This window comes from Cryobacterium sp. TMT2-17-1, assembly GCF_004402765.1.
Classification (GTDB): Bacteria; Actinomycetota; Actinomycetes; order Actinomycetales; family Microbacteriaceae; genus Cryobacterium; species Cryobacterium sandaracinum.
On the sequence record NZ_SOGC01000024.1, the window covers coordinates 60630 to 78188 of the forward strand.

The window sequence follows — 17559 nt, forward strand, 5'->3', positions numbered from 1 at the left end:
ATTGGGGCGGAATCTCCGTCGAATTCGTTCGGGACAGCGCTACTGCACGGCTTCGGACTCGAAAGACACGGCGGGCCACACTTCATCCAGCGTCACGGTCCCCTGATCGCCCGGCGTCAGCACCGGGAACAACCGTTTCGGAACCGCGAACCCCTATCGCCCCTCGGCTATCAGGACCCACTCATCTAGGCTGGCCGCACCGCCCGCCGACGCATCGGCCATCGACAAGGAGATCCGCCATGCCCGCACCGCACGCGAACCGAACCGGTCAGCCCTGCTGGGCCGACCTGATGACCTCCGACCTGCCGCGCGCCCGGGAGTTCTACACACGGCTGTTCGGCTGGACGGCCAGCGATTCCGGTTCGGAGCACGGCAACTACGTCACCTTCCGGAAGGGCGACGCGGACGTCGCTGGCATGAGCTCACAGGAGCCGGGTTCCCGACTGCCCGACGCGTGGACCACCTACCTGTCGGTGACGGATGCCGACGCCGCCGTCGCCGCCGCCCGCGCGGCCGGCGCAGACGTGCTGGCCGAGCCGATGACGGTGGGAACCATGGGCCGCATGGCCATCCTGATGGACCCGACGGGTGCGCCCTTCGGGGTGTGGCAGGCCGACGAGTTCACCGGCTTCGACGTCTTCGGCGAGGCGGGCTCACCGGTCTGGCACGAGCTGAACACCCGCTCCTATTCCGCCGCTCTCGATTTCTACACCGAGGTGTTCGGCTGGAAACCGGTCGTCCTGAGCGACACGGAGGACTTCCGCTACAGCACGATCGGGGCGGAGGGTGAGATGGTGACGGGCGTCTTCGACGCCGCGGAACACCTGCCCGACAGCGTGCCCTCGCACTGGCAGCTCTATCTCGGGGTGCCTGACGTGCACGCGGCCGTCACGACCGTGACAGAGCTCGGCGGCACGGTCGTCCGTGAGCCGTGGACGGCGGAGTTCGGCACCTTCGCGCTGGTCACCGACCCGACCGGGGCCCTGTTCGTGCTCGGCTCGGTCGACGAGCCGCTCCCCGAGGAGAAGAACATCGACGACGCCGGTGAGGAGGACGCCGACCTGCCGATCGGCTAGTGGGCGGACTGGATGGTGCGCAGCTTCAGCAACACCTGGTCGCGCAGGTCTTCGGGGGCCATTTCACGGCATGCGCGCTGCACAGCCTCGGTCAGTGTGCGCCCGACCAGGTGCTCGTCGCTGCAGTCGCTGCAGTGGGCGAGGTGCTCCTGAATGTCAGACGCGTCTTCGCCGCACAGTTCGTTGTGCAGGTATTCCTCGAGTTCGGCCTTGGCCTTCTCGCAGCCATAATCGGTCATGCTGGTGTGCTCCCGGTTCGAGTCTGGCCCGCCGCTGTTCCCAGGCCGCGCTCAAGGGCGTAACCGGCCAACAGGTCGCGCAGGAGGCGCCGGCCACGATGCAGGCGACTCATCACGGTGCCAATGGGTGTTTTCATGATTTCGGCGATCTCCTGGTAAGAGAACCCCTCCACGTCGGCGAAGTAGACAGCCAGCCGGAAGTCCTCCGGGATGGACTGCAAAGCGTCCTTGACGGCGCTGTCCGGCAGGTGGTCGATGGCCTCGGCCTCCGCCGAACGATTCGCCATCGCCGTGCGGGACTCCGCGCCGCCGAGCTGCCAGTCCGCGAGATCGTCGATGGTGCCCTGGAACGGCTCACGCTGCTTCTTGCGGTACGTGTTGATGAAGGTGTTGGTCAGGATGCGGTACAGCCAGGCCTTGAGATTGGTGCCCTGCTCGAACTGTTTGAACGCAGCGAACGCTTTCACGAACGTTTCCTGAACCAGATCCTGGGCGTCGGAGGGGTTGCGCGTCATGCGCATGGCCGCGGCGTACAGCTGGTCGATAAAGGGCAGCGCCTGCTCTTCGAACAGGTCTCGCATTTCGATCGCATCGGTTGTCATCACGGACAATCCTAAGCCGTCGCGTGAAACGACCGCAGGTCGCTCCAGCACCATGGACAGCGTCACCCTGGCCTCCCTCTTTTTTTCATCACCGACTATTCTGATAACCGATGTTGATCTCGAGATATTCCAAGCCTGAGTTCGATCCCTACGGCGACACGTCGCCCGAGGTGACGGATGCCCGCTGGCCCGCTCCGACGGCCGCCGGCCCGCTTTCAGCGTCCGTATCCCTGCCGGGGTCGAAGTCGCTGACCAACCGGGAGCTGGTGCTCAGCGCCCTCGCCGCGCATCCGTCGCTGTTGCGTGCCCCGCTGCACTCGCGGGACAGCGACTTGATGGTCGCGGCGCTGCGTCAACTGGGCACCGTCATCGAGGAGGCCCCCGGCGCCGGGGAGTTCGGTTCCGACCTGAGGATCACCCCCGGGGAGCTGCTCGGGTCGACGACCGTCGACTGCGGTCTCGCCGGCACCGTGATGCGTTTCCTGCCGCCGGTCGCGACGCTCGGCCTCGGGCCGACCACCTTCGACGGGGACGCCGGCGCACGCCGCCGCCCGATGGGCACCACCATCTCGTCCCTGCGGGCCCTCGGCGCCGACATCAACGACGACGGTCGCGGCGCCCTGCCCTTCACCGTGCACGGCACCGGCACGCTAGTCGGCGGGGAAATCACCATCGACGCGTCCACGTCGAGCCAGTTCGTCTCCGGCCTGCTGCTCGCCGCGCCGCGCTTCGGGCAGGGCCTGCACCTGCGCCATTCCGGCGAGCGCCTGCCCAGCCTGCCGCACATCGAGATGACCATCGCCACGCTGGCCCGGCGCGGCGTCACGGTGCACAGCCCGGCCGTCGGCGAGTGGATCGTGGCTCCCGGCCCGATCCAGGGCGCCGAGGTCGACATCGAACCCGATCTCTCGAACGCGGCGCCGTTCCTCGCCGCGGCCCTCGTGGCCGGGGGCAGCGTCACCATCTCCGGCTGGCCCGAGACCACCACCCAGGTCGGCGCCGACCTGGCCGACCTGCTGCCGCGCTTCGGCGCCGAGGTGTCTCGGGAGGGCGACCGGCTCACGGTCTCCGGGACCGGCCGCATCCGGGGCGTGGAGCTCGACCTGTCGACCGGCGGAGAGCTCGCGCCCACGCTCGTGGCCCTGGCCGCCCTGGCCGAGTCCCCGAGCACGATCACCGGGATCGGGCACATCCGGCACCACGAAACCGACCGGTTGGCGGCCCTCGCCGCGGAGATCAACGGGCTCGGCGGTTCCGTCACCGAGCTGCCCGACGGGTTGCGGATCGACCCGCGCCCGCTGCACGGTGGGCCGTGGAACACCTACGACGACCACCGGATGGCGACCGCAGGCGCGCTGATCGGTCTCCTCGTTCCCGGCGTGCTGATCGAGAACATCGACACGACCGCCAAAACCCTTCCCCAGTTCACCGACCTCTGGTCGACGCTCGTTTCCGGAGCCCCGTCGTGACGTGGTGGGCGAGTGCCGACGACGATGAGCCCGAGTTCGACGAGTCGAGCGTGCGTGTGCGCCCCAACCGCAAGGGCAGCAAACCGCGCACCAAGACCCGCCCCGACCACGAGAACGCGCTGACCGGGCGCATCCTCTCGGTCGACCGGGGCCGGTACACCGTCATGCTCGACGAGAACCTGCCTGCCGAGCGCCGAGTGACCGCCGCCCGGGCGAGCGAACTGCGCAAGCAGGCCGTCGTCACCGGCGACCGCGTCGACATCGTCGGCGACACGACCGGAGCACCGGGCAGCCTGTCCCGGATCGTGCGGATCGTGCCGCGCACGACGCTGCTGCGCCGCAGCGCAGACGACACCGACGCCGTGGAGCGAGTGATCGTCGCCAACGCCGACCAGATGCTGATCGTGGTGGCCGCCGCCAACCCGGAGCCGCGCATCCGTCTCGTCGATCGCTACCTCGTCGCCGCCTACGACGCGGGCGTGAATCCCATTCTCTGCATTACCAAGACCGACCTGGCCGACCCCACCGCCTTCCTCCGCAACTTCGCCGGCCTCGACCTGCCCGTCTTCGAGAGCCGCGACGACGCCATGCCGCTGGCGGAGATCTCCGCCGCCCTGGTCGGCCACGACACGGTCTTCGTCGGTCACTCCGGCGTCGGCAAGTCCACTCTCGTCAACGCCCTGGTGCCGGGCGCCCACCGCGCCGTCGGAGTCGTCAACACGGTGACCGGCCGCGGCCGGCACACGTCTTCGTCGACCATCTCGTTGCGACTGCAAACGGATGCCGGCCGGGGCTGGGTCATCGACACCCCCGGCGTGCGCTCCTTCGGTCTCGGCCACATCAACACCGACAACATCCTCAAGGCCTTCACCGACCTGGCCCTGATCTCCCAAAAGTGTCCGCGCGGCTGCACCCACCTGCCGAACTCGCCCGACTGCGCGATCAACGAGGCCGTTAGCGCCGGCAAGCTCGGCGAGACCGGCAAGGTGCGCCTGGACTCGCTGCAGCGTTTGCTCGCCACCTTCGCCGCCGCCCCCACCCACTAGCCCCTGTCACCCACCACCCCGAGCCAGCAGCCCCTGCATTGAACGAATTCGACGGAGATTTTGCTCTAGAAAGCCGTGCAGGGCCAAAAAACGGGTGCCTGGCCCCAAATCACCGTCGAATTCGTCAGGGATGGGCGGAAAATGGGTACAGGCGGGACCAGTAGCGTGGGGGGATGACCGATTCCACGCGGCTCGCGACCGGCGACCAAGCACCTCCGTTCACCCTGTCCGACCAGGACGGGAACGCCGTGTCGCTGGCCGATTTCGCCGGCTCGAAGGTCGTCGTGTACTTCTACCCGGCGGCGATGACGCCCGGCTGCACGAAGCAGGCCTGCGACTTCCGCGACAGCCTCAGCTCACTGGCATCGGCCGGCTACCAGGTGCTCGGCGTGTCGAAGGATGCCCCGGTCAAGCTAAAGAAGTTCCAGGAGACCGAGCAGCTCACGTTCGCGCTCCTCAGCGACACCGACCTCGCGGTGCACACGGGCTACGGCGCCTGGGGCGAGAAGAACCTCTACGGCAAGACCGTCACGGGCGTGCTGCGTTCCACCGTCGTGATCGACGAGACCGGCATGGTCGAGCTAGCCCTCTACAACGTGAAGGCCACCGGCCATGTCGCGAGCCTGCGCAAGAAGCTCGGCCTGCCGGCCTGACCAAACGGATGCCGCCACGCGGCCGGCACAGTCCCGGCACGGTCCCTACGCTGCCCCGACCGGCCGCAGGTGGCCCCTACCGGCCCCCGGAGCGCTCGAACGCACGTCTTACCCACCCCGCCGCTGCCGAAGCCGGAGCGGCCCAGCTGCGGCCCTGCTGCGCCGCCACTGCGCCGCTACTGCGGCAAGCCGTCCTCGGAGCGCGCTGACGTCGTTTCTGCGATTACGCGCCGCTGGAACAGCAGCACGAGGACCACGACCGACGGCAGAAGAAGCGCCCAGCCGAGGTCGGGCCGGGCGTAGAACCCCTGGAAGGAGCCGATGGCGACGGCGATCTGCACCATCTGCCAGGTGACGGCAGCGCCCCGGATCCAGGACCGGCGCCGCAGGGAGTTGACCGCGATGGCGGTTACCCAAGACGCGGCGATCAGCACCAGCACCAGGATGGCGAGGGCCGTGGCCAGGGAGGTCGGCGTCGCGATCAGCAACTCGAGAATGAGCCACGCGACCGCGACCCAGAGGAGGGCCGCCTCCGCGCAGAGGATCGCGGCGAGGAGCAGCACGGCCCCCGGCCGACGCACCCGGCCGGCCTGGTTCTCGTCGTCGCCGCTGTGGTCTGACCGTGCATTCACAGAGATATCCCATTCAAAACTATTGATTTGACTCCACCATTATGCGATCATTTTTGAGGCCCGGTTGACGCTCACAGGGACGTGAGTCGATCTGAACGAGTAGATCCACTACCCTTCCTGCAATCGGCAGCCTCTCATCTTCGGCCAATCGGCCAGGCATCCCTGCAACAAAGGAGCACCCCTATGGACTGGCGCGACAAAGCTGCCTGCCTCACCGCCGACCCGGAACTCTTCTTTCCGGTCGGTAATACTGGCCCCGCTGTGGACCAGATCGAGAAGGCCAAGTCGGTCTGCGCCCGTTGCAACGTCACCGAGGTGTGTCTGCAGTACGCCCTCGAAACCGGACAAGACTCCGGCGTCTGGGGTGGACTGAGCGAAGACGAGCGTCGCGCGCTCAAGCGACGCGCGGCCCGGGCCCGGCGCGCGTCCTAGCACGCCCCCCACCCGCACCACTGCTCCCCCGCACCACGGGATCACAGAGAAAGGCCCGGCTGAACAGCCGGGCCTTTCTTCGTTGCGCGCGACGCGCTCGGCACCCGAGGCGACACCCCACGGCGCCACCCCGCGCCCGGCCCTACGCTTCGCGCATGTACCGCAGCGGGATCTCGATGGTCACTTCGGTGCCGCTGCCCATCATGGTGTGCCAGTCGATACTGCCGCTAAGCTCTCCCTGGATCAGGGTGCGCACGATCTGGGTTCCGAGTCCCGACCCGACCTTGCCCTCCGGCAGGCCCGTGCCGTTGTCCCGCACCCGCACGGTGAGGGTCTCCTCGTTACGCTCGGCCTCGATCGACACCTCCCCCTCGCGTCCGGCCAGCCCATGCTCGACGGCGTTCGTCACGAGCTCTGTCAGCGCGAGGGCGAGCGGCGTCGCGTAGGCGCTGGGAAGAATGCCGAAACTGCCGGACGACTTCGGATGCGCCGTCGTGTTGTGCGCGGACGCCACCTCCATGATCAGCAGCAACACCCGGTCGAACACCACGTCGAAGTCGACCTTCTGGCTGAGGCCCTCGGAAAGTGTGTCGTGCACGACGGCGATGGCGGCCACGCGGCGCATCGCCTGGTTGAGCGCTTCCCTGGCCGTGTCGGAATGCGTGCGGCGCGCCTGGATCCGCAGGAGCGAGGCCACCGTCTGCAGGTTGTTCTTGACCCGGTGGTGAATCTCCCGGATGGTGGCATCCTTCGTGATCAGCTCACGTTCCTGGTGCCGCAGCTCGGTGACGTCCCGGCAGAGCACGATGGCTCCGATCCGTTCGCCCCGGTTGCGGATCGGGATGGCACGCAGCGAGACCGTCACGCCGCGGGCCTCCACGTCGGTGCGCCATGGCGCCCGGCCGGTGACCACGAGCGGCAGGGTCTCGTCGACAACCGCCGTTCCAGTGAGCAGGCTCGTGGTCACCTCGGCGAGGGACTCGCCCTCCAGCTCGTCGGCGAACCCCATTCGGTTGAAGGCGGAGAGGGCATTCGGGCTCGCGAACGTGGTCACGCCGTCGACGTCGAGACGGATGAGTCCGTCCGAGGCGCGCGGGGCGCCGCGCCTCGGGCCGGTGGGGGCGCCCAGATCGGGAAAATCGCCGGACGCGATCATGGCGAAGAGGTCATTGGCGCAGTCGTTGAAGGTCAGCTCCTGCCGGCTCGGCGTGCGCGCCTCACTCAGGTTGGTGTGCCGGGTGAGCACCGCCACCGGCGTGTCCGAGATCTGGGAACCCGTGGAACTGAGCCGCCGCCGCACCGGGATCGCGCGAACCCGGGTAGGGGTCTCCTCGTACCAGTCGGGGGCCGTGGTGTCGACGATCCTCGCCGTTTCGAAAGCCTCGGTGACCTGCTGTCGCCACTCGACCTTGATGCTCTGCCCGACGAAGTCACGATAGAAGAGGGTGGCGGCGCTCGACGGCCTAGCGTGGGCGACGGCCACGAAGCTCCCGGTGCTGCTGGGCACCCACACGACGATGTCCGCGAAGGCGAGATCGGCCAGGAGCTGGCCATCCGCGACAAGCATATGGAGCCAGTCCACATCCTCCGCACTGCTGCGGCCCTGGGCGAGTACGAGATTACTGAGCGTCGACACAGCAATAGCCTAGGTCCCCCGGACACGTGCCACCGCCGTCGTGGTGCCGTCTCGTAGTTTGGGCCATGCTGAACAGATGAGCACAGCAAATGGAAAGCCCGATCGGACCCTGGTTGTCCTACTGTCCGTGATCGGAGCGCTGGTGGTCATCGCCCTCATCGTCGTCTTCACCGGCGGCGAACCCGAACAGCTTGACGCCGACACCCCGGAAGGCCTCGTCCAGGACTATTCCGCGGCCGTCATCGACGGCGACGAGCAGGCCGCTGGCGCGTACCTCACCGAGGACGCGTTCAATGGCTGCGAGGACTTCGACCGGGGCCCCACCGACAACATGCGGGTCACTCTCGTGTCGACCACCGAGCGGGCCGAGTCGGCCGACGTGAAGGTGTCCATCGTCACCTCCTACGGCAGCGGCCTCTTCGGAGCCGACGAGTACGCGACCCAGGGTGTCTTCGACCTGGTGGCCGTCGACGGCACGTGGTTGATCGATGACGCCCCCTACGAACTCAACATTTGCCCGAATCCGAAGGCCGGTTCCTGATGGTCAGCGTGGTGCTGCTGGTTGCCGTCCTGGTGATCGGCGGCGGTATCGCCGGCATCGTGATCGCGGTGCGCAAATCGACGCCATCCGGGGAGAGCGCGGCCCAGCCCACGGTACGCCGGGTGATCGTATACATTCTGCTCTTCGCCCTGGTCGTGATTGCCGCCATCGGAGTGAGCGGACTGCTCGGGCGCCTCCTCGACACCGGCAACGCACTTGCCTCCAGCGACATCACCGGGCTCGCCCGCTCGCTCGCGTTCACCCTCATCGCCGGCCCGTTCGCGGCCGTACTCTGGTGGGTGCTGTGGCGCCGAATGGACGGCGCGGAACGATCATCCGTCGCCTGGGGGCTCTACCTGGCCGGCCTGTATACGGTCTCCCTTGTCACGTTCAGCACCGCCCTGCTGACCACGGCGGCCGTGCTCGTGCGCGGGGACTGGCAACCGCGTCTCTTCGCCACCGGAGTGGTCTGGGCCGGCGTGTGGGTCTGGCACCTGTGGATGTCCCGGCACGAGGAGAAGAGCCCCACCCAGCTGGTCACCGTGGCCCCGATCCTCGGTTCCGTCTTCGGTCTCGTGATCGCGGTGGGCGGCGCCGTCACGGCCCTCAGCTCTCTTCTCGACGCCGCCGTCGACGCCGCACCGAGCCTCACCCCGGGCGAACCCTGGTGGGAGTTGACCCTCCAGGCGCTCATCTGGTTCGCCGGCGGGCTGGTCATCTGGTGGTGGCACTGGATCCGCAGCCAGGCCCGCGACCTGCGCGGCGGCCTCGCCGATCTAATGGTCGTGGCCGTCGGCGTGGCCGGGGCGGCCATCCTGACGCTGAGCGGGGTCGGAACCGTGCTGTTCCTGCTGCTCAGACTGGCTATCGACCGCACCGACCCGGTCACCGACATCCTCGACCTACTGGGTTTCGGCGTCTCGGTCGCCTTCATCGGCGCACTCGTCTGGAGCTACCACCGGGGCCTGACCCTGGCCCGGTCGGACACGACGAGGGTGGCGACGAAGCTTGTGACCTCCGGCGTGGGTCTCGTGGCCGCGGCCTCCGGGCTGGGCGTGGTCGTGAACGCGATCCTCGCCGCCACGACCACCCCGCTCGCCGGTTCAGGAACCCGAACCCTCCTGCTGGGCGGCATCAGCGCCCTCGTCGTCGGCGGCCCGGTGTGGTGGCTGGCCTGGCAGCCTACGACGCCGCTCTCCCCCGCGGAGGTCCGCTCCACGGGACGAAGGGTGTACCTGATCCTGGTGTTCGGCGTGAGCGCGGTCGTTGCCATCGTGACGCTTCTGGTGATCGGCTACCGGCTCTTCGAGTTCGCCCTCGGCGACTTCACCGGGGACAGCGTGATCGACCGGGTGCGGGCCTCGCTGGGGCTGCTGGTAGCCACCGGCCTCGCCGCTGGGTATCATTTCGCTGTCTGGCGACGAGACCGCTCGGTGAGTGCAGAGGCCCCGCAGCCGGCGCGCACCATCGGCCGCGTGCTCCTGGTAACGGACGCCGACCCGGAACCCCTTAGCCTCGCAATCGGCGCAGCGACCGGAGGCGCGGCCGTCTTCGTGCTAAAGCGCGCCGACGGCGCCGGTAGCTCGGCAACGGTGGAGCATCTCGCCCAGGCCCTCACCGGCGTAACCGGAAAGCGGGTGCTGGTCGTCACGGGCCCCGGCGACCGGGTTGAGGTGATCCCGCTTCAGGAATGAGCGCCGGTGCGGCCTTCCGCACCGGGGTCGGCACAAGGGTCGACGCGCAAGTCGACGCGGGGTTCGACGCGGGATTCGACGCCGACGGTGGGCTCAGGTGGCCACCGCTGGCCGGCGCCATCTCGATTCCCGGCGCCGTCGCCCCGTGGCGGGCGCGGGCACCGGCAGCAGCTCCGTGCGCACGAAGCGACGGATGCTGGTGCGCGCCGGGGACTTCGGCGCGGCATCCCGCAGCGTGCGCCCGGCGACGATGGCCGCATCCGTGGACACCTGGTCCTGCGGCACCAGGATCGGCGACTCGATGCCGCCGAACCGGCGGAGCGCCGATACGACCTGCCCGTTCGCATCCAGCCCGACCGCGCCCCGGCGCACCCGGTTCATGACCACGCTGACCTGATCGGTCGTGACCACCTCGGCCAGGTCCACCCAGGCGCGCAGGAACCGGGCCATCCCGACCGGGTCGGCGAGGCCGCAGGCGACGACGTGGTCAGCCAGTCCGAGGCCCGTCAGGGTGGCCGCGTTGCGGCGCGGGGCGAACAGGTCACTGGAGATCTCCTCGTCGCTCTCAAGGCTGAACCCGGTGTCGAGCACGACGTAGTCGACCCAGACACGGAGCGCGTTGATGGTGCGCGTCACCCGCTCGGTGGAGAGCTCGGGCCAGCGCGACGGCCGCCCGATGCCGGTGAGCACCCAGAAGGCTCCCTGTGGTGAGTTGTAGCGCTGCGCGATGCGCTCAAATTCGGACCGGGTGAAGCTGTCCGAGCCGGCCAGTCGGCACGCAGCGGCGAAGCCCGGCGCCTCGTCGAGCATCCCCAGGCTCGGCGCCACCGAACCGCTGTAGGTGTCGATGTCCGCCAGGGCGACGGTATGCCCGGCAGCGGCGATCTCCGCCGCGATGTTGATCGCCAGAGTGGTGCGCCCCGGGGCGCCGGCCGGCCCCCAGACGGCGATGACCGTGCCCAGCCGTTTTGTGCCGGGCAAGCCCGCCGGATCGCCGACCCGCAGCGGAATGGCGACCCCGGCGCCGATCAGCGCCTCAGTCTCGGCCCAGTCGGCGGCGGCGTCGACCACGTCGAAGAGGCCGAGCCCGGCCGCATTGCGTCGGTCCTGGTCGTTGGCGGCGAGCGCGATCACCCGGGCGCCGTGGGCGTCGCAGGCGGTGATCAGCTCGGCCGTGAGCGTGCTGCGGCCGGCTCCGACGATCACCACCTCGGGCGCGCGCTGCCGCAGGGCGAGGATCACTTCGCCCGCAGTCGTCGAACGCGCCACGATCACATGGCCCTGCTCGATGATGTCGATCAGCAAACGGTCTTCGGTGTTCCGGTCGAGTGCCAGTGCGATGGTGGCCACGTTTACTTCTCCAGCGGTGCGTTGACGGGCACAACCGCGATGGCGTCGCGGTTCGCGATGGACTCCAGCACCGCCGCGACGGCTCCCTTCGGCACCAGGATCTCAAGTGTTCGGATGCCGCCTCCCGCCACGAGCCCCGTGGACTCGACCAGACGCACGACCGCGGCCTGGTCGACGAGCACCGTCGGCGGCCCGAACGTGTTCGGGTCCGTTTTGCGGGCGGACCAGACGTCGACCACGGAGCCGGGACCGATGTTCGAGGCCAGGGCGCTGGTCAGCTCAACGACCACGCTCGTGACCTCGGTGCCGGCGGTGCGCCCGACCGCGGACGCAGGCACGAGTTCCCCGGCGGCGATCGTGCGGGTGACGACCAGCCCGTCATCCGGCAGCCCGTCGGGGGTCACGTACAGGTCTCCCGTTACACCAAGCCGCACCTGCGTGGCCATGAGGTCGGATGCCTCCACTCGGTCCCCGACGGCGAGCGCCGAGCGCGCGGTGAACACCGCCGTGGACCGGTCGGCGGCGGAGACGATCAGATAGACGCCTCCGACGGCGGCGACCACGAGCGCCAGCCCGATCGCGAATCGCGGATCGAACCAGAATTTCGGTCGTGCGTTCCTGGCGGTCTTGCTCACGGGCGCCTGCCTCCCCAATACTGACTCAATTGGTGCTGACTCGATGGAGCCGGATCGATGGTGCCGACTCAATAGTTTCGACTCGAAACTCCGTTTGACCCGGGAATCCGCCTCGACGTCCATCGTGGTCGTCTTCGCCCCCACGCGGGAAAGTTATCCACAGCCTCACTCCGCCCCGATTAGGGCCCGCCCGCCGACGGATAATCGATCCATGAACGATTCCGGGGCTGCTTCCAGTGTGGGCCGGTTCCTCACCCTGGCCGACACCGCGGAGATCCTCTCGTTGACGGTGGCCGAGGTGCTGGAGCTGGTGCGCACCGGTGAGCTGCCGGCCATCCGGCTCGGCACCCAGAGCACCCCGGCGGGCGGCGCAGGCACGATCGGGGCCGGCAGCGCGGGCGTGTGGCGGGTCGAACGGATCGTGCTCGAGTCTTTCATCGAGGCCAAGTACGAAGAGGCCCGGCGCATGTCGCTGTGGCAGCAGTCGGACTTCGGGAACATCCCCGAGCTGTCCGGCGGCACGATCATCCGTCCCGACGACTGACCCGGCTAGATTGATGCATCCTCGTCGTGTGGTTGTGCTGCTCCCGGAGGGTCAGGGCTGACCGCACGGGGGCACGCTGCTCATCCAGGCGGACCGCTGTCCCCGGCGTTGAACCAATTCGACGGAGATTCTTGGTCAAACAACCGTTCTCGAGCCCAAACGGGCTGTTCAGACTCAAATCTCCGTCGAATTCGTTCGGACGAGTTGCTGCGGGCTGTGAACGCGAAAGGCACGGCGGCTCAGCGCGGACGGTTGGCGCAGAGCGTTGGCGCAGAGGATTAGGCCAGAGGGTTTGGCCAGAGGGTTAGGCCAGAGGGTTAGGCCAGAGGGTTAGGCCAGAGGGTTAGGCCAGAGGGTTTGGCCAGAGGGTTAGGCCAGCCGTACGAGCTGGATCTCGCCTACCGGCACGATGCGGTACTGGTGCACCTCCGCTTCGCGGCGCAGGGTACCCGGCGCGTGCAGGGCCAGGTCGATGTGGTCCCGGCCCACCCGGTCGATGGTGCCGGGGAGCACACCGGCACGGGTGTGCACCTCCAAGTTGGAGCGCCGTCGGCAGAGGTCTCGCAACACGAACGCCAGGCCGATGCGGTCCACGACCCGGGCTGCGGATTCGGGCTCGGTGCCGAGCGATCCGGGGATCTCCCCCCGGCGCAGGACGACCCCGGCCACGGCGGCCAGCGGGAGCACGCACTGGGAACCGGCGGAGACGGAGTCCAGCAGGTCACCCGCCAGCCAATCCCGCCCGAATGTGGTCGGCCGCACGGCGATCGTCTCCCCCGTCGCGAGCACGATCCTCAGCACACCCGCACCGGGGACCGACCCGGTCCAGGGCTCTGATCCTTTCCGGGGATCTGCGGCGACGTCGGGAGTGCGCGCGAGGTTGGTCAATCGGTTACGCAGAGACAGCCGACCCAGCCGCAACCGTTCTTCTTCGGCGCGCAGGTCGATCTCCTCGGCATGCAACTCGTGTTCGAGCTGCCCCTCGAGGTCATCGAAAAGGTTGTCCCAGCGCACAGTCCCGAAGTTAGCCCGCACGACCAACATCCTGCCCGGGTTATCCACAGGTCTTAAAAGCACTCGACACCACCGTCCCCGGCTGATTGAGTGTCGAGCACGGCCCGTACCCCCCGCGTGGGGGTGCCTGACCCTCGCCAACACCTGCTCCACCGAATGTCTGCTCCATCGCACGCCGGATCCACCCGAACCCCTTGAACCACCCGATTGCCACGGCAGGTGTGCCGCCGGCAGCGGACTCACGCACCTCGGAGGAGTCATGAGCGATCCAGCCAACACCCCGGCACGCCAACCCCGGTCAAGGGACAACAAGTTCGTCCAGGACGACTTCTTCGGCCACCAACCGAGCAGCAGGGACCAGCTGCCAGACCCGGAGCCACTGCTGATCAACCTCACCCGCTGCGTGATCGAGGTGCTTGCCGGCGCCCGAGAGCTCGACCAGCTCGCCCGGTGGGTCAGCGACGACGTTTACCGGCACCTGCTGAAACGGGTGGTGCTCTCGGCACGGGCGCGCGCCGTCAAGGGGCAGAAGGCCCAGCGGCCCGCGTTCACGATCGGGCGGGTCACGATTTCCGAGCCGCGAGACGGCGTGATCGAGGCCGTCGTGATGGTGCACAGTAAGGTTCGCGTTCGCGCCGTGGCCCTGCGCCTGGAAGGAATGGACCAACGCTGGCGGGCCAGCGCTATCAACGTGTTGTGACAACCGGCTCCGCGGGAGAAATGAGCCCTCGCCCCGGGGGCGCGCTCCAAGGGGATTGTTCCCACTGCCGAGGTAGGCGCGCAGTGAACCGCGACGCGACTCGAACGTGTGTGACCGCTGCGGACCAGTGCGGGACCAGCGCGGAGGTCCGGCCCGGCGGGTCGATTCTCCCATGCTGGCCACAAGACCCGCCGGATGCGCGGCGGCGCTCGAGCGGTTCGGATCCCCGTCGAACTCCGCCGCGCAGCCCGAACGAATTCGACGGAGATTTCGCCGGAATCGACTCTAAAAACTCCGAAAAGGCAGTTTCATCCGAGAATCTCCGTCGAATTCGCTTACCGGACGCGGAGCCCCGCCGTGATGAACGGCATCCACGCGGTGCGGGCGGCTCTGGGCCCCGGGAGCGCCTCCATCGTTCGATGAAGGCGCACTCACCTGACCGGGCTACTTCTTGCCCTGAGCGCGCCGTTCGGAGCGATTGACCGGAACGGGCTTCGAGTCGTCGCCGCGCTGGCCGAACGCGCCGCGCTGGGGCGGTCCGGCCACCACGTCCGTCTCCGCCTCATCGGCGGGAGCCGCGGCGCTCGCCCGGCGGGCACGGTCGGTAGCGGCCTGCTGGATCTGTCCGCGCTGGTTGCGTACTTCGACTCCGCCCGAATCGCTCGGGGCGGTGTAGCTGAGCTTCTCACCCGCGGCCGCGGCCGGGGCGAGTCCCTTGGCGGCGACGATGGGACCGGCGACGGCGCCGGGGGCCTGGCTGACCTCGACCTCGAGGTTGAACAGGAAACCGACGGTCTCCTCGCGAATCTGGCCCATCATCTGCTGGAACATGACGAAGCCCTCGCGCTGGTACTCCACCAGGGGGTCGCGCTGGGCCATGGCGCGCAGGCCGATGCCGTCCTTCAGATAGTCCATCTCGTAAAGGTGCTCGCGCCAGCGGCGGTCGATGACCGACAAGACGACGCGGCGCTCGAGTTCACGCATCGCCGGTGAACCCAGCGACTCTTCTCGGTGCAGGTAAGCGACCTTGGCATCCGAGAGAATCTCACGGCGCATGAAGTCGCGGTTGATCTTGCCGCGGTTGCCGGCCTCGGCAACGACCTCGTCAATGGTCAGTCCCACCGGGTACAGCGTCTTGAGCTCGGTCCACAGGGCATCGAAGTCCCAGTCGTCGCCGTTGCCTTCGCCTGTGTGCACCTCGAGGACCTCGTCGACGACGTCTTCCAGGAAGCGCTGCGTGCGCTCGTGGAGGTCGTCGCCCTCCAGGATGTGCCGGCGGTCGCCGTAAATCGCCTCGCGCTGACGGTTCAGAACGTCGTCATACTTGAGCACGTTCTTGCGGATCTCGGCGTTGCGGCCCTCGACCTGCGCCTGCGCGCTACGGATGGCTCGACTGACGACCTTGGATTCGATCGCCATGTCGTCGGGAATCCCCTGGCGGCCCATCAGGCTCTCGGCGGCGCCGGCGTTGAAGAGGCGCATCAGGTCGTCGGTCAGCGACAGGTAGAAGCGGCTCTCGCCCGGGTCACCCTGGCGTCCGCTGCGACCGCGCAGCTGGTTGTCGATGCGGCGCGACTCGTGCCGTTCGGTGCCGAGCACGTAGAGGCCGCCGGCGTCGACGACCTTCGCAGCTTCCACGGCGACCTCGGCCTTGACGGCGTCGAACACGTCGTCCCAGGCGGTCTCGTAGTCCTCGGGGGTTTCGACCGGGCTCAGGCCTTTCGCGTTCATCTGGGCGACGGCGAGGAACTCGGCGTTGCCGCCGAGCATGACGTCTGTGCCTCGACCGGCCATGTTGGTGGCGACGGTCACCGAGCCCAGACGTCCGGCCTGCGCGACGATCGCGGCCTCCCGGGCATGGTTCTTGGCGTTGAGCACCTCGTGCCGCACGCCTTTCTTGGCGAGCAAGCGCGACAGGTATTCGCTCTTCTCGACGCTCGTCGTTCCGACCAGGACCGGCTGCCCCTTTTCGTGCCGGGCGACGATATCCTCGACGACCTGGCCGAACTTGGCCTCTTCGTTCTTGTAGATCAGGTCGGACTGGTCGATACGCTTCATCGGCTTGTTCGTGGGGATGGACACCACGCCGAGCTTGTACGTGCTCATGAACTCGGCCGCCTCGGTCTCCGCGGTACCGGTCATGCCGGACAGCTTCGAGTAGAGCCGGAAGTAGTTCTGCAGGGTGACCGTCGCCAGGGTCTGGTTCTCCGCCTTGACCGCGACGCCCTCCTTGGCCTCGATCGCCTGGTGGATACCCTCGTTGTAGCGACGGCCCATCAGGATGCGCCCGGTGTGCTCATCGACGATCAGCACCTCGCCGTTCATCACGACGTAGTCCTTGTCTTTCTTGAACAGGGCGTTGGCCTTGATCGCATTGTTCAGGAAGGAGATCAGCGGGGTGTTCGCGGACTCGTAGAGGTTGTCGATGCCGAGGTAGTCCTCGACCTTTTCGATGCCGGGTTCCAGCACGCCCACGGTGCGCTTCTTCTCGTCGACCTCGAAGTCGACGTCGGGGATGAGCTTGGTCGACAGGCTCGCGAACTCGGTGAACCAACGGTTGGCCTCGCCGGAGGCAGGACCGGAGATGATCAGGGGCGTGCGCGCCTCGTCGATCAGGATCGAGTCGACCTCATCGACGATGGCGAAGTAGTGCCCGCGCTGCACCATGTCGGAGGACTGCCAGGCCATGTTGTCGCGCAGGTAGTCGAACCCGAACTCGTTGTTCGTGCCGTAGGTGATGTCGGCCAGGTACTGCTCGTGGCGCTGGGCCGGCGTCTGGCCGGACAGGATGCAGCCGGTGGTCATGCCGAGGGCACGGAACACGCGACCCATCAGCTCGCTCTGGTAGCTGGCGAGGTAATCGTTGACCGTGATGATGTGCACGCCGCGGCTGGTGATGGCGTTCAGGTAGGCCGCCGTCGTGGCCACGAGGGTCTTGCCCTCACCGGTCTTCATTTCGGAGATGTTGCCGAGGTGCAGGGCCGCCCCGCCCATCAGCTGCACATCAAAGTGGCGCAGTCCCAGGGTGCGGGTCGAGGCTTCACGCACGGCGGCGAACGCCTCGGGCAGTAAGTCGTCCAGCGACTCACCGCCCGAGTAGCGCTCACGCAGCACCACGGTCTCGTTCTTCAACTCCTCATCGGTGAGGTGGCTGAAGTCATCTTCCAACGCATTGGTGGCCTTCGCATACTGCTCGAGACGGCGCAGCAGACGCCCTTCACCAACACGAAGTACTTTTTCCAGAATTGAGGCCACGAATGCACTCCACTAGTCGTCACGGCGTGTGCACACGCCTG

At 67.9% G+C, this 17559-nt stretch carries 17 protein-coding genes; 9 read left to right on the top strand and 8 right to left on the bottom strand.

All coding sequences use genetic code 11. The features are described 5' to 3' along the window. Positions 1-239: 239 nt before the first annotated feature. On the top strand, positions 240-1076 hold the full coding sequence (locus E3O47_RS05605; protein ID WP_134419788.1) for a VOC family protein: 837 nt from the start codon (positions 240-242) through the stop codon (positions 1074-1076). Here E3O47_RS05605 and E3O47_RS05610 read toward each other — a convergent pair. Next, entirely contained in the window at positions 1073-1315 is a 243-nt protein-coding gene (locus E3O47_RS05610) for a zf-HC2 domain-containing protein (RefSeq protein WP_104099857.1), read from the bottom strand. The genes E3O47_RS05605 and E3O47_RS05610 overlap by 4 nt on opposite strands. Then, positions 1312-1917 (bottom strand): sigma-70 family RNA polymerase sigma factor, encoded by a 606-nt coding sequence (locus E3O47_RS05615; protein ID WP_233191227.1) that lies wholly within the window; start codon positions 1915-1917, stop codon positions 1312-1314. Before E3O47_RS05615 ends, E3O47_RS05610 begins: the two co-directional genes overlap by 4 nt. Positions 1918-2027: 110 nt before the next feature. Here E3O47_RS05615 and aroA point away from each other — a divergent pair, with 110 nt between their 5' ends. From aroA to bcp, 3 genes are all read left to right on the top strand, one after another. After that, a complete protein-coding gene (gene aroA / locus E3O47_RS05620; RefSeq protein WP_134419790.1) occupies positions 2028-3386 on the top strand; it encodes a 3-phosphoshikimate 1-carboxyvinyltransferase in 1359 nt (452 codons plus the stop codon). Continuing rightward, complete coding sequence (rsgA, locus tag E3O47_RS05625) at positions 3383-4432, top strand: ribosome small subunit-dependent GTPase A (protein WP_104099854.1); 1050 nt, start codon at positions 3383-3385, stop codon at positions 4430-4432. The genes aroA and rsgA overlap by 4 nt, the downstream gene beginning before the upstream one ends. A gap of 173 nt (positions 4433-4605) precedes the next feature. Further along, the gene (gene bcp / locus E3O47_RS05630) at positions 4606-5085 is read left to right on the top strand and encodes a thioredoxin-dependent thiol peroxidase (protein ID WP_134419792.1); all 480 of its coding nucleotides are present in this window, start codon (positions 4606-4608) and stop codon (positions 5083-5085) included. A 176-nt stretch (positions 5086-5261) separates the two neighbouring features. Here bcp and E3O47_RS05635 read toward each other — a convergent pair whose 3' ends face one another. Then, a complete protein-coding gene (locus E3O47_RS05635) occupies positions 5262-5717 on the bottom strand; it encodes a hypothetical protein (protein ID WP_233191224.1) in 456 nt (151 codons plus the stop codon). 183 nt (positions 5718-5900) lie between these two features. On the opposite strand from E3O47_RS05635, the gene E3O47_RS05640 reads away from it, so the two are divergent. Beyond that, a complete protein-coding gene (locus tag E3O47_RS05640) occupies positions 5901-6149 on the top strand; it encodes a WhiB family transcriptional regulator (RefSeq protein WP_035837005.1) in 249 nt (82 codons plus the stop codon). A 142-nt stretch (positions 6150-6291) separates the two neighbouring features. Here the strand turns inward: E3O47_RS05640 and E3O47_RS05645 are convergent, their stop codons facing one another. Further along, positions 6292-7785, bottom strand: a complete 1494-nt coding sequence (locus tag E3O47_RS05645) for a PAS domain-containing sensor histidine kinase (RefSeq protein WP_134373626.1) — start codon at positions 7783-7785, stop codon at positions 6292-6294. 76 nt (positions 7786-7861) lie between these two features. On the opposite strand from E3O47_RS05645, the gene E3O47_RS05650 reads away from it, so the two are divergent. Further along, the gene (locus E3O47_RS05650) at positions 7862-8326 is read left to right on the top strand and encodes a hypothetical protein (RefSeq protein ID WP_134419794.1); all 465 of its coding nucleotides are present in this window, start codon (positions 7862-7864) and stop codon (positions 8324-8326) included. Next, positions 8299-10020, top strand: a complete 1722-nt coding sequence (locus E3O47_RS05655; RefSeq protein WP_241986102.1) for a DUF5671 domain-containing protein — start codon at positions 8299-8301, stop codon at positions 10018-10020. Before E3O47_RS05650 ends, E3O47_RS05655 begins: the two co-directional genes overlap by 28 nt. A gap of 93 nt (positions 10021-10113) precedes the next feature. On the opposite strand, the gene E3O47_RS05660 is transcribed toward E3O47_RS05655, so the two are convergent. Both E3O47_RS05660 and E3O47_RS05665 read right to left on the bottom strand, forming a co-directional pair. Beyond that, the gene (locus E3O47_RS05660; protein ID WP_174722135.1) at positions 10114-11370 is read right to left on the bottom strand and encodes a regulator; all 1257 of its coding nucleotides are present in this window, start codon (positions 11368-11370) and stop codon (positions 10114-10116) included. A gap of 2 nt (positions 11371-11372) precedes the next feature. After that, positions 11373-12005, bottom strand: coding sequence for a hypothetical protein (locus E3O47_RS05665; RefSeq protein ID WP_134419796.1), 633 nt, complete (start codon positions 12003-12005; stop codon positions 11373-11375). 211 nt (positions 12006-12216) lie between these two features. Here E3O47_RS05665 and E3O47_RS05670 point away from each other — a divergent pair, with 211 nt between their 5' ends. Then, on the top strand, positions 12217-12549 hold the full coding sequence (locus tag E3O47_RS05670; protein WP_104099849.1) for a helix-turn-helix domain-containing protein: 333 nt from the start codon (positions 12217-12219) through the stop codon (positions 12547-12549). Positions 12550-12918: 369 nt separating this feature from the next. On the opposite strand, the gene E3O47_RS05675 is transcribed toward E3O47_RS05670, so the two are convergent. Then, on the bottom strand, positions 12919-13584 hold the full coding sequence (locus E3O47_RS05675) for a hypothetical protein (RefSeq protein ID WP_241986103.1): 666 nt from the start codon (positions 13582-13584) through the stop codon (positions 12919-12921). A 238-nt stretch (positions 13585-13822) separates the two neighbouring features. Between E3O47_RS05675 and E3O47_RS05680 the strand changes: the two genes are divergently transcribed. Beyond that, positions 13823-14263 carry an Rv3235 family protein gene (locus E3O47_RS05680; protein WP_233191219.1) on the top strand — a complete coding sequence of 147 codons (441 nt, stop codon included), beginning with the start codon at positions 13823-13825 and terminating at the stop codon, positions 14261-14263. A gap of 444 nt (positions 14264-14707) precedes the next feature. Here E3O47_RS05680 and secA read toward each other — a convergent pair whose 3' ends face one another. Continuing rightward, positions 14708-17518: a preprotein translocase subunit SecA gene (secA, locus tag E3O47_RS05685; RefSeq protein WP_104099848.1), complete on the bottom strand. Its 2811-nt coding sequence runs from the start codon at positions 17516-17518 to the stop codon at positions 14708-14710. Positions 17519-17559 lie beyond the last annotated feature (41 nt).